The sequence below is a fragment of the Picosynechococcus sp. PCC 8807 genome (assembly GCF_001693295.1).
In the GTDB taxonomy this organism is placed as follows: domain Bacteria; phylum Cyanobacteriota; class Cyanobacteriia; order Cyanobacteriales; family MRBY01; genus MRBY01.
In genome coordinates, this window is record NZ_CP016483.1 from 2,448,756 (window position 1) to 2,461,512 (window position 12,757).

The 12,757-nt window shown below is 46.3% G+C and carries 11 protein-coding genes and 1 pseudogene; 8 read left to right on the forward strand and 4 right to left on the reverse strand.

The genetic code is table 11. The features are described from left to right. Positions 1-48 precede the first annotated feature (48 nt). From AWQ24_RS11925 to AWQ24_RS16765, 7 genes and pseudogenes are all read left to right on the forward strand, one after another. A complete protein-coding gene (locus AWQ24_RS11925; RefSeq protein WP_065716938.1) occupies positions 49-1,428 on the forward strand; it encodes a DUF3370 domain-containing protein in 1,380 nt (459 codons plus the stop codon). 28 nt (positions 1,429-1,456) lie between these two features. Further along, positions 1,457-3,061: a type I restriction-modification system subunit M gene (locus AWQ24_RS11930; RefSeq protein ID WP_065716939.1), complete on the forward strand. Its 1,605-nt coding sequence runs from the start codon at positions 1,457-1,459 to the stop codon at positions 3,059-3,061. A 15-nt stretch (positions 3,062-3,076) separates the two neighbouring features. Next, positions 3,077-4,315, forward strand: a complete 1,239-nt coding sequence (locus AWQ24_RS11935) for a restriction endonuclease subunit S (protein WP_065716940.1) — start codon at positions 3,077-3,079, stop codon at positions 4,313-4,315. 89 nt (positions 4,316-4,404) lie between these two features. After that, the gene (locus AWQ24_RS11940) at positions 4,405-4,698 is read left to right on the forward strand and encodes a nucleotidyltransferase family protein (protein ID WP_065716941.1); all 294 of its coding nucleotides are present in this window, start codon (positions 4,405-4,407) and stop codon (positions 4,696-4,698) included. Then, entirely contained in the window at positions 4,695-5,024 is a 330-nt protein-coding gene (locus AWQ24_RS11945; protein ID WP_065716942.1) for a DUF86 domain-containing protein, read from the forward strand. The genes AWQ24_RS11940 and AWQ24_RS11945 overlap by 4 nt, the downstream gene beginning before the upstream one ends. After that, positions 5,021-7,891 carry a type I restriction endonuclease subunit R gene (locus AWQ24_RS11950; protein ID WP_071932324.1) on the forward strand — a complete coding sequence of 957 codons (2,871 nt, stop codon included), beginning with the start codon at positions 5,021-5,023 and terminating at the stop codon, positions 7,889-7,891. Before AWQ24_RS11945 ends, AWQ24_RS11950 begins: the two co-directional genes overlap by 4 nt. 23 nt (positions 7,892-7,914) lie before the next feature. Next, positions 7,915-7,986, forward strand: a pseudogene (locus AWQ24_RS16765) (DUF3370 family protein); the annotation flags it as partial. 58 nt (positions 7,987-8,044) lie between these two features. Here AWQ24_RS16765 and AWQ24_RS11955 read toward each other — a convergent pair. The 4 genes from AWQ24_RS11955 to def form a co-directional block, all read right to left on the reverse strand. Beyond that, complete coding sequence (locus AWQ24_RS11955; protein WP_065716943.1) at positions 8,045-9,463, reverse strand: ferredoxin:protochlorophyllide reductase (ATP-dependent) subunit N; 1,419 nt, start codon at positions 9,461-9,463, stop codon at positions 8,045-8,047. A 117-nt stretch (positions 9,464-9,580) separates the two neighbouring features. Continuing rightward, entirely contained in the window at positions 9,581-9,934 is a 354-nt protein-coding gene (locus AWQ24_RS11960) for a DUF5331 domain-containing protein (protein ID WP_012307942.1), read from the reverse strand. Positions 9,935-10,117: 183 nt separating this feature from the next. Then, entirely contained in the window at positions 10,118-10,984 is an 867-nt protein-coding gene (bchL, locus tag AWQ24_RS11965) for a ferredoxin:protochlorophyllide reductase (ATP-dependent) iron-sulfur ATP-binding protein (protein WP_012307943.1), read from the reverse strand. Positions 10,985-11,586: 602 nt separating this feature from the next. Beyond that, positions 11,587-12,150 carry a peptide deformylase gene (gene def / locus AWQ24_RS11970; RefSeq protein WP_065711210.1) on the reverse strand — a complete coding sequence of 188 codons (564 nt, stop codon included), beginning with the start codon at positions 12,148-12,150 and terminating at the stop codon, positions 11,587-11,589. Between the two features lie 72 nt (positions 12,151-12,222). On the opposite strand from def, the gene AWQ24_RS11975 reads away from it, so the two are divergent. Beyond that, positions 12,223-12,627: a DUF4332 domain-containing protein gene (locus AWQ24_RS11975; protein ID WP_030006849.1), complete on the forward strand. Its 405-nt coding sequence runs from the start codon at positions 12,223-12,225 to the stop codon at positions 12,625-12,627. The last annotated feature ends 130 nt before the right edge of the window (positions 12,628-12,757 follow it).

Genomic DNA, 12,757 nt, shown 5'->3' on the forward strand with positions numbered 1-12,757 from the left:
AGCGAAAAAACTCAATACAATGGGCGGCAATGTGTGTGGAATGTTGGTATGTTTTTTCCCTTCTTTATTGCCCAAGCGCCGCCCCCAGTTGAAATTGTCCGTCCCCAGGAAGTACGAGTTTTACCAGGGCAGTTAGACCAAATCCCTGTGTTTAATAGCAACAGCCCAGAAAAGGTGTTGGGGGAAGGAATTCTGCTGTCCACATTTCCCGCCACTGGCAAAACCCATCCAGATGCCCACCTAGATTTTCCTTTTTCAGGACGGTTTGATCTGTTTGCCCACCACGTCGCCCAGGGTTCCCCGGAGGATCTACGCAGTCTGCACATTGGGGCGATCGCCTACAATCCGAGCGATCAACCCGTTACCCTTTATTTTCTCAATGGAGCCAGTTATTTAAGTCAACCGGATGCCCCTTTTATTGCCCTTGATCCCCAAGTGCCGAATCCGAGGGGGAATGTTTACGCCGGGCCGGGCAGTCGGGTAATGGATAATCTGCTGCGCCGTCGTCTCCAGGAACAGTTCCCGAAGCAGTTGACCATCGCCCCCCAGAGCTACCAGATGATTTTTGATCTGCCGATTCCGGTGCGGGAGTTGGAACCGCCCCTCAATGGCCGTTCGACCTACCTAGAGTTAAACAGCACTGGCCCCGTGTATGTGGCGAGTTTAGCCCTCTTTGAAAAACCCGATGGTCAAGGTGATTTCCGGCCTCCCACCCTGGCAGAATGGCAAGCGCTCTTAGAAACCGGAGAACTTTCTAGCCCCCGCGATCGCCCTCCCTCCGTTCCCGGTGCTCCAGGGGGACTAATCTATGGTCGGGTGGCTGGCGTTTCTGAAGGCAGCACTTGGAAAACCCAAATTTATGACAGTCCCACCTGGGATCTCACGATTCCTGCCCCAGGGGAAGCTTTTTCTTACGGCATTAGCACCCTCGTCGGCGGTACCCATGGCACGGGTCAAATCCAAACGGCAGAAATGTTGCGTCGCTATCCTGATACTGCCTATGCTGCCCACGGCAACTATGGGGTGCTCTACGATTTGACGCTGCCCCTCCACAATCCCACCGAGGCAACCCAAACCGTGGCGATCGCCCTTGAAACTCCTATCAAACAAGATGCCACGGACGAGGCTTTGCGCTTTTTTGATCCCCTGCCGACGGCGACCTTTTTCCGGGGGCCAGTGCGGGTCAACTACAAAGACGATACGGGCCGTTTGCGTACCGATTATTTCCACCTCGTACAAAAGCGTGGCCAAGCCGGGGAACCCCTCGTCACCTTGGAAATGCCCCCAGGCGATCGCCGTTTGGTGAATATCCAACTGCGCTATCCCCCCGATGCCACCCCACCCCAGGTCTTGACTGTCAAAACCCAGTCAGACAATATGAATAACTTGGGCAAGAAAAATCACTCATCAAGATTATCCAAGTGGTAAATTCTCCCGACAAACTTCAGGCGACACAATGACGAACGATCAGAAAAATAAACTCAAGACTCAGCTTTGGAATATTGCCGATACACTACGGGGCAAGATGAACGCTGATGAATTTCGAGATTATTGTCTGGGGTTTATCTTCTACAAATACCTCTCGGAGCGGCAGCATCTCTATGCCAATGAGATTTTGGCGGAGGATGGGATCGATTTTCTGGAGATTGATGAGGAGTCGGAAGAGGATCAGGAATATCTAGCGGCGATCGCTGAGGAGTCCATTGAGCAACTGGGTTATTTCCTGAAGCCTGCGGAGTTATTTGAGTCTCTGGCGACGAGGGCATTGGGGGCGAAAACGATTGAGGAGGAGGATTTCGAGAGTCTAGATTTTTCTCAATCGACGTTTATCCTTGATGACCTTATGCAGGTACTCAACAGTATTGAACGCTCCACGATGGGAAAGGAGAGTGAAGAAGATTTTGATCATTTGTTTGAAGATTTAGATCTGACTTCAACGAAGTTAGGACGGACTCCCAAGGATAAGAATGCGCTGATTGCGAAAATTTTGGTGCATCTCAATAAGATTGATTTCCGCTTGGGGGATACGGAAAGTGATGTACTGGGGGATGCCTATGAGTATCTCATTGGTGAGTTTGCTAGTGGGGCAGGGAAAAAGGCAGGGGAATTTTATACGCCGTCTCAGGTTTCCAAGGTCTTGGCGCAGATTGTGACCTTAGGAAAAGATCGCCTGAAGTCGGTTTATGACCCGACCTGTGGTTCTGGTTCGCTGTTGTTGCGGGTAGCGCGGGAGGTGAACGAGGTAGGGCATTTCTATGGGCAGGAGATGAACCGCACGACCTACAACCTTGCGCGGATGAATATGATTTTGCATGGGGTGCATTATCGGAATTTTGATATTAAGCAGGAGGACACGCTAGAACGTCCCCAGCATGAGGGGTTACGGTTTGAGGCGGTGGTAGCGAATCCTCCGTTTTCGGCGAAGTGGTCGGCGAATAAGTTGTTTGAGTCGGATGATCGTTTTAGTCAGTATGGGAAGCTCGCCCCCAGTTCTAAGGCGGATTTCGCGTTTGTGCAGCATATGCTCCATCATCTGGATGACAGTGGCACGATGGCGGTGGTGTTACCCCACGGGGTTCTGTTTCGGGGGGCGGCGGAGGGGACGATCCGCAAGTATTTGATCAAGGAGCGGAATTGGTTGGATGCGGTGATCGGTTTGCCTGCGAATATTTTCTATGGGACAAGTATCCCGACTTGTGTGCTGGTGTTTAAGAAGTGTCGGGAGCAGCCGGATAATGTGCTGTTTATTGATGCGAGTGCTTATTTTGAGAAGGCGAAAAACCAGAATTATCTACGGGACGAGGATGTAGAGCGGATTGTCTCGACTTATCAGGAACGTAAGGAAATTGAGAAGTTTAGTTATGTGGCGACGCTGGAGGAGATTGCGGAGAATGATTACAACTTAAATATTCCCCGTTATGTGGATACGTTTGAGGAGGAGAAGCCGATTGATCTAGGGGCTGTGTCTCAGGAGTTGCGGCAGATAGATCAAGATTTGGTGGGGATTGATGCGACGATCAAAGGCTTTTGTGATGAGCTTGGCATTGATACGCCATTTTAGGTAGGGGTAAAAAAGATGGTTAATAATATAGCTCATAATAAATATCCTGCTTCTGTACAACATGGAAAACCTCGCTTATCTCCTTTAAAAGAAGGATGGAGAACAGTAAAAATAGGTGATCTTGTTACAGAAATAAATCGACCTGTCGAAATGAAGGATGAGGAAATATATACTCTTGTAACAGCAAAACGTTCTAGAGGGGGAATTGTTAAAAGAGAAAATCTGAAGGGAAAAGATATTGCTGTCAAAAGTCAATTTTATATTCGAGAAGGCGATTTTCTGATTTCAAAACGACAGATTGTACATGGAGCTTGTGGATTTGTCCCCAAAGAATTAGATGGAGCAATAGTATCTAATGAATATTTAGTTTTGAATTGTACGGATATTATTCTGCCAGGATTTCTAGATCTTCTTAAAGAAACAGTTTATTTTCAGCAAATTTGTTTTCATTCAAGTATTGGTGTTCATGTTGAGAAAATGCTTTTTAAAGTAGCACAATGGTATCGCTGGAAAATCAACATACCAACAATTAAAGAGCAGGAAAAGATTGCTAGTTTTTTGGGGGCGATCGCCACACGCCTAACCCAACTTCACCGCAAACAAGAACTATTACAAACCTACAAACGGGGCGTAATGCAAAAAATATTCTCCCAAGAAATTCGCTTCAAACAGGATGACGGTTCAGACTTCCCCGACTGGCAAAAGAAAAAACTAGGGGAACTAGGGAGTCTTCTAGGTGGAGGAACTCCTAGAACATCCCAAAGCAATCATTGGATTGGGAATATTCCTTGGATTTCTAGTTCTGATATTGAAGAAGATTCAATATATAAAGTTTCTATCACAAGATTTATCAATGAAGCAGCTATTAAAGAATCAGCAACTAAGATAATTCCACCTAAGAGTATATTAATTGTCTCAAGGGTAGGAGTAGGAAAAATAGCCGTATCAGAGCAAGAACTTTGTACAAGTCAAGATTTTTCTAATTTTACGCCTAATAAAGGAAATATTTATTTTCTTGCGTATTGGTTTTTAGCTTATAAAAAAAAGTTGCTTTCAATTGCACAAGGTACATCGATAAAAGGATTTACAATTTACGATTTAAGTCTTTTAAAAATTGATTTTCCTCACTTAAAAGAACAAGAAAAAATAGCTAATTTCCTGACTGCCATTGATCAAAAAATCGAAGCAGTGGGGCAACAGATTGAGAGAATGGAGCAATTCAAGAAAGGTTTACTGCAAAAAATGTTTGTGTAAATCTTTAAAATAGTACCAAAACTAACCAAGGAGCGATCTATGCTAACCCTTGAAGACATTAGCAAAGACCTATGGGGTGAAGTAAACCGATGAAACTTAACGAGCTAACCCCAGACACCAAAGAATTAATAAAGGCGATCGCAGCCCAACACGGAGCCTATAACGTGCGAGTATTCGGTTCCGTTGCCAGAGGACAAGCCGACCAAAACAGCGATCTTGATCTGCTGGTGGACTACGACATTCAAAAAATCAGCCCTTGGTTTCCCGTGCGCCTGATCCGCGACCTAGAAAACCTCCTCAGCATCAAAGTTGATGTTGTTACCCCCGCAGGCTTAAAAGACCGTATCCGCCAAGAAGTCCTACAAGAAGCCCAAACCCTATGAGAAGCGATCTAGAGCGACTAAAAGATATTCAAGAAGCGATAAATAGAATTGAAAAATATGCAGTCCAAGGGAAACAAGAATTCCGTGCAAATGAGCTAATCCAAAGTTGGATACTTCTGCAACTGCAAACCATTGGCGAAGCCGCCAGAGCAATGAAACCAGAAACCCATGCCCAATATCCCGAAGTAGACTGGCGAGACATCATCGACTTTCGGAACTTGCTGGTGCATGAATACTTTCGAGTAGACCTAGAAATTGTGTGGCAGATCGTAGAAAACCAAATACCACGACTCAAAACCCAAATAGATAACATTCTTTCCCCATGACCCAAACCGAAGCCCAACTTGAACAAAACCTAATCCAACGCCTCACAGGCTTAGGCTACGAACCCGTTACCATCCGTAACGCCAAAGAATTGCGCGCCAACCTCAAAACCCAACTAGAATGCCATAACCAAACGACCCTCAGCGACGACGAGTTCAAAAAAGTCCTTAACCATCTCGACAAAGGCAGTATTTTCGACCGATCCGAGCGTCTCCGCGACAAAATGGAACTCAGTCGGGATGATGGCAGTACCATTTATCTAGAATTCCTCAACACAGAACACTGGTGTCAGAACCAATACCAAGTCACTAACCAAGTCACGCAACAAGGCAAATATAAAAACCGCTACGACGTAACCCTACTCATTAACGGTTTACCCCTTGTCCAAATCGAACTCAAACGTCGCGGACTTGCCTTAAAAGAAGCCTTTAATCAAATTAACCGCTACCAACGCCATTCCTATGATGCCGAATTTGGCTTATTTAACTATGTCCAAATTTTTGTCATTTCCAATGGCGTAAATACTCGTTACTACGCCAACAACCGCAAACAAGAATTTAAACAAACCTTCTACTGGGCAGACAAAAATAACGAGCTAATCACCAACCTCGATGACTTTGCCGAGAACTTTCTGGAGAAATGCCACATTTCTAAAATGATTTGTCGGTACACCGTCCTGCACCAATCCGACAAAGTACTGATGGTATTGCGTCCTTACCAGTATTACGCCGTCGAAGCCATCATTGAGCGAGTCGAAGAAGGACGGAAAAATGGTTATATCTGGCACACCACCGGATCAGGCAAGACCCTCACCAGCTTTAAAGCCGCCCAAATTCTGACCACCATTCCCAAAGTCCATAAAGTCCTGTTTGTGGTGGATCGTGCCGACCTCGATTACCAGACCAGCAAAGAATTTAATTACTTCAGTCCCGATTGTGTCGATACCACCGACAACACCCGCCAACTGGTCGAGCAAATGGCAGGGGATAGTAACCTCATTGTCACCACAATCCAAAAACTCAATACCGCTATCAAAAAGCCCAAACACGAAGCGGCAATGGAAGCATTACGGGATAAGCGGATTGTCTTTATTTTCGATGAATGTCACCGTTCCCAGTTTGGCGAAACCCACAAAAATATCGTTAATTTCTTCACCAAAGCCCAACTCTTCGGCTTTACCGGAACCCCCATCTTTGCCGATAATGCCGCCAGTAACCAACACGGCAAACGCACCACCAAAGACCTCTTTACCGAATGCCTCCATAGATACGTCATCACCAATGCGATCGCCGATCAAAATGTCCTCAAGTTCTCCGTTGAATATTGGGGCAAAATTAAGCGCAAGGACGGTAGTTTAATCACCGAACCCAAGACCGACAAAGAATTTTTTGAAAATCCCGACCGCATTGATCTCATCGTTGATTGGATTATCGAGCACCACAACCGCAAGACCCACAACCGCAAATTCTCTGCCATGCTCTGCGTAAGTAGCGTGAAAACCCTTATCACCTATTACGAAGCCTTTAAAACCAAACAAAACCAAGGCTTACATGATCTGCGGGTAGTGACCATCTTTACCCCCACCGTTAACGAAGATGACGAAGACGCAAACGGCTTAATTGGCGAACCAGACTTTGACCTCAGAACCAGCACCACCAGCCTTCATAGCCGCGACCAACTCGCCAAATTTATCGACGACTACAACGAACTCTACAAAACCAACCATTCCGTCAGAGATAGCCAAGCCTTTTATGCCTATTACAAAAATATCTCCCAACGGATGAAAGACCGGGATAGAGAGAACTTTGACGAAGCCGAGAGAGCCGATATTTTATTGGTGGTCAATATGTTCCTAACAGGGTTTGATGTCAAAAAAATCAATACCCTCTACGTCGATAAAAACCTTAAATATCATGGGTTAATCCAAGCCTATTCCCGCACGAATCGCATCCTCGGCGAACTCAAATCCCAAGGAAATATCGTCTGTTTCCGTAACCTCAAGGACAATACTGACGAAGCCATTCGCCTCTTCTCCGATGAAAACGCCAACGAGACGATTTTTATCGAACCCTATGAGCATTACGTTGACGAATTGAACCAAGCCGTAGCAGAACTCAGGGCGATCGCCGCCATTCCCAATGATGTCAATAAACTCATTAGCGAAGATGACAAACTCAATTTCGTCAAAACCTTCCGTAAACTAATTCGTGCCCTCAATGTCAGTAAATCCTTTACCGAATTTAGCTTTACTGACCTCAACCTAGACGAACAAACCTTTGAAGACTTCAAGAGCAAATATTTAGACATCCACGACCAAGTGAAATCCCGTAGTGAGGAAGAACCAGAAACAGAACTTGAAGAGGTTGATTTTGAGCTAGAACTTATCCAACGAGACGAAATCAATGTGGCGTATATTCTGGAACTATTGGGTAAATTACGACATGAAGAAAAAACCACCCCAGAAGATTACCAGCAGCGCAAAGCCGAAATTTTAGAGCTGGTAGGTAAAGAAACCAAACTACGGAATAAGCGGGATCTCATTGAGAAATTTATCGAAACTCGCATGATTCAGGTTACTCCAGACCAAAAATTAGGATCAGTCTTCAATGAATTCTGGGACGAAGAACGGATTGCCGCAGTGCGTGAACTCTGTGCTGATGAAGACCTCAATGAAGATACCGTGAATCAAATGATTCGAGACTATCGGTTCACCAATAAAGAACCCTTACGGGACACCGTGATTAGTGCTTGCAATACAAAGCCTAAACTTCTTGAACGCAAGCGTATTTATAAACGGGTCGTCTCCCGACTACTTGATATCATCCATAAGTTTGATGATGACTTAGGCAATATAGATGACACTGCCTAAAACTTTGATGAGGCGATCGCCGTTTAGTGAATATCCAACTGTGCTATCCTCCCGATGCGACACCGCCCCAAGTTTTAACCGTTAAAACCCAATAAAAAAAGAACCATCGTCTTGATGATTCTCCTTGTTTAGCACTCAAATTGTGGGTGCTATTCAGGTGAGCACTTCTTCGCGGACTAACTTATCCCAGCCCAAATCCTTGAGGTTCGTATTACGGCGTAGGGGGCGCGTCACTAGTTCGAGAATATCCCGCGCATTGGTAAAGCCGTGAATCTGGGCAAAGGTAAATTCCACTGACCACTTCGTATTGATTCCCCGCGCTTCCAAGGGATTCGCATGGGCCATGCCCGTAATCACCAAATCCGGCTGTAGGGCGTTAATCCGTTGAATTTGGTTGTAATTGTCGGGTTTTTCGACAATTTTGGGGATCGGCGTTCCCATTTCTTGGCAGGTGCGGGCGAGGAAATCCAGTTCCGCCTTTTGGTAACGCTTGTCCATGTAGGGAATGCCAATTTCAGCGACGGTCATACCACAGCGGATCAGGAACCGGGCGAGGGAAATTTCGAGTAAGTTGTCCCCCATAAAAAAGACCGATTTACCGCGAATGAGCTGGAGATAGTCTTCTAAACTCTCCCAGATTTGTGCTTCCCGTTCTGCCAAGCCCTGGGGTTCGATGTCCAGCACGGAGCAGATTTTTTCAACCCAGGCTCTGGTGCCGTCGGGGCCAATGGGGAAAGGAGCACCAACGAGCTTACATTTACGGCGACGCATCAGGGTAGTGGCAGTGCGGCTGAGAAATGGATTCACTCCCGCCACATAATAGCCTTCTTGCACAACGGGTAATTCTGTATAGAGCTTGGTGGGGAGCCAACCAGAGACTTTAACGCCCTGCTTCTTCAGTTCGTGTTCTAGGTTTGCCGCCACGGGATCGGGTAAAGAGCCAAACAAAATTAAGGGATGATGCTCTTTTTGTTCCGTTTGCACAGGGGGCGCGTCTTCTTTTTTCTTGAGGCCCAAATTCAAAAGTTTTTGGAAGCGAGTGGCGGCAGCAGCATCTTCTTCTTTTTCTTTTGCTGGGGACGGGGGTTCGCTGGGACAACGGTTCGCCATTGCTGCGAGGACGGTATCTTCGCCTTGGGTGAAAGCGTAATCTAGGCCATTGGCACGGGCGACCACGATGGGAATGCCGATTTCTTCTTCGAGGCGCGGCGAAAAGCCTTCGAGATCCATTTTGATAATCTCGGTGGTGCAGGTACCGATAAAGACAATCACGCTGGGGTTGCGATCGCGTTTAATTTGTAGACAGAGCCGTTTGAGTTCGTCGTAATCGTTGAGTTGGGCAGAAATATCACCCTCTTCAAGTTCGGCCATGGCGTAGCGGGGTTCGGCGAAGATCATCACGCCCATGGCATTTTGCAAAAAATAGCCGCAGGTTTTGGTGCCGATGACTAGGAAAAAGCTATCTTCAATTTTCTGATAAAGCCAAGCGACACAACTGATCGGACAAAAGGTGTGGTAATTGCCTGTTTCGCAATCAAAGGTTAAGTTCGGGGTTTCTTGAGCAACGGTCATAAAAATTTTCCTAAATAGATTTGCAAATAGCTTTGGCAATGGTGAATTAGAAATGGGGTGACACGATTGTTGCTCAGGGAATGCCCTCCAAAGAAATGAAGGGCAAACGGTGAGAAATTATTCGGTGGGTAAAACGGTTGGACTTGGGGGCGTAATCATTGGCTTTGCGGCCGCTCCTTTTTCCTCTAGGTTTCGGAGTTCCAAGAGTGGGTCAAAGTTTAGCCCTAAAACATCAACAATCGTGTCAAAATTCGCTTCAACTAAAGAAAACAGATAAAGACTTTCGGCGAGGCGGGGTTCCTTGGCGCTGATGGCACCGAGAATCACGGAACCTTGGGGGCGGCGGCCACCGTCGGGGGTCGCCACAGATTCGCCACGATCCATCAGGATATTTAGCCAGTCTTGGTTATTTTCAAAGTAATCTAGCCATTTGGTTTTGATGCTGGGTTTAATTTGCTCGAAAAAGCTCACAATATTTACTCTCCTCGTAAATCCACTGCAAGGGTTGTTTGACATTGGCGATCGCCTTTTTTGATCATTAGTGCCGTTTCGGGCGATCGCCTCTATTTTGAAGCAAAATTTAACCCATGAGGACGATCCAGGTGAGCGATTGTCGGATCAGCGATTTCGAGACCAAGCCCAGCATCCTCTGGCCTAGACCATCATCAGATCCAGCTCATCCTCCTGGGTCTTTTCGACGGGCGGATTGAGATAATAATCCGAGAGCAAACTAAACAATTCTCGATCCGAAGCTTCGCTGGGCACAACTCCCTCTGGAGCCGCTAATACTTGATCAGCAATATTGAGATAAAAATCACAGACATAATCCAACATCGAGTCCCCTTCTGCCATCTCAAAGAGGGTCTTTCCCTTCACCCGCGACACCCGGATATCTTCGATCAGGGGCAACACTTCCAGCACAGGCATCGGCACATGGCTCACATATTTTTCGATCAAATCCCGCTTCGAGGTGCGGTTCCCAATTAAACCAGCCAGCCGGAGGGGGTGCGTCCGCGCTTTTTCTCGCACAGAAGCCGCAATGCGATTCGCCGCAAATAACGCATCAAAGCCATTGTCCGTCACGATCAAACAGTAGTCTGCATAATTGAGTGGTGCTGCAAAGCCTCCACAAACTACGTCTCCCAACACATCGAACAAAATCACATCGTATTCATCGAATGCATTGAGTTCTTTGAGGAGTTTGACCGTTTCCCCGACCACATAACCGCCGCAGCCTGCCCCAGCCGGAGGCCCGCCTGCTTCCACGCAATCAACGCCGCCATAGCCTTTGTAAATAACATCCTCCGGCCAAATGTCTTCGTAGTGAAAATCTTTTTCCTGGAGAGTATCGATGATCGTCGGGATCAAAAAGCCCGTCAAGGTAAAGGTGCTGTCGTGCTTGGGGTCACAGCCAATTTGGAGAACCTTTTTACCGCGTTTGGCGAGGGCGACGGAAATATTACAACTGGTGGTAGATTTGCCGATGCCACCTTTGCCGTAAACCGCGAGGGTCATTGTCATGGGATTGCGTGCTCCTAAAAAATTCCGTTAGCTGCATTATTGGCAATCCTTGGGGGAATTGAAAGGTGCAACGGTTTGGGATCTAGCATTCAAATAGACTTATAGAGACTTGGAAGCTTTTATAGACATTCAAAAGTTTAAAAATCAGTAAAAATCTCTAAATATTTTACAAAGATAATATTTATGTCTTTGGTTTATATAAATAAAGACAATACACAAAAAATAGATTTACAAATAAACCTGAGTATAAATGCGGGTTCTATCCAAAAAGGCGATCGCCAAATTTGATGCCCCTACATAACACCCGCAGCAGGCCAACAGCCCTCCATAGACGAAAACCAGCTTCTGTCTTTTGTAAAATCTGAGATTCAAAACAATACTTGCTGCAACGGTACTGCCGAGCGACCTCAAGAATTTGCTAACGAAACGTAAATTTTTCGCTGTTTGATACAAAACGCAACCTTGCCCAATATTAGGCAATAAAAAAGACGACCACCTCATAGGGCAGAACGTCTATTTCACTGGACGGCGATCACCTCACACAAACGTCATAGAGTACTAAGTTGCCGTCATGTTGAAACGTGGAAAAGGCCAAAAAAAATTTAGGCGATGCGCTGTACCGATTTCAGGGCAAATCCCCGTTGTTTTAATTGGCTACTGAGGGCAATTTCATTTTCGACGCGATCGACGAACATCACCCCATCGAGATGGTCAATTTCATGCTGAATCACCCGGGACAACAGGCCAGAAGCTTTGATACGTTTGGGTTTACCCTGCTCATCCCGATAGCTCACTTCAATTTCGTCCGGGCGGATCACCCCAAGGTAGACTCCTGGAATGCTCAGGCAACCTTCTTCCATAGAACAAAGCTGTTTACCTGTTTTTTTAATTTCAGGGTTGATTAAAACCAGTGGTGCATTGGCCGGATTTTCTGGATCGGTATCAATGACAATGATGCGTTTGTTAACACCGACTTGGGGCGCAGCCAGACCGATTCCCTGGGAAGAATACATGGTTTGCAGCATTTCCTTCGCCAGGGTGCGGATTTCGTCATCTACTTTGGCGATGCGTTTTGCTTTTTGGCGTAGCACTTTGTCGCCGAGGTAATGGAGTTCTAAGGGAGGAGTATCTTGCTTTCCTTTTTCGACAGATATACCAACAGTCATAAATTTTCTAAAGTTTTAGGGTAACGACAATTTTTCTTGATATCATGTGCTTCCATTTTAACAAGGATTCCTATGGCTTCCTGTAATTGGCGGATTGCGGAGTTACCCGGTCTGAGCAAAGAACAACAGACCCAACTCGCCGCCCAAGGGATTCGCACCACCCATCAGCTTTTGTTAGCTACTCGCACACCCCAGGCAAAACAACAGTTAGCCCGTCGCCTCAAAATTCATCCCAATTACGTTTTGAAATGGGTGGCCCTGGCGGATCTGGCGAGAGTACCGAGTATTGGCACACAATATTGCGGCCTAGTATTGCACAGTGGCGTGGCATCGGTAAATCAGCTTGCCCAAACATCCTTTTCGCGACTCCACCAAAATATTATGAAGTTACAGGTGGCGAATCTCCAGCGTAAGGATCTGGCGCCGCCCCTGGGGTTGGTCAAGCAATGGGTGACAGAAGCACGACAGTTCCTTTAGACATTGGACTAGGGATTTGCTCTGGGAGGAAAAACACTGCAACCCAGAATCATTAAGCCTTGTGTGTTCTTAATCGGGTTTTAAAATTGCACCTCTTAAGATCGAGGTGGTGAGATTGATTTGGGCATAA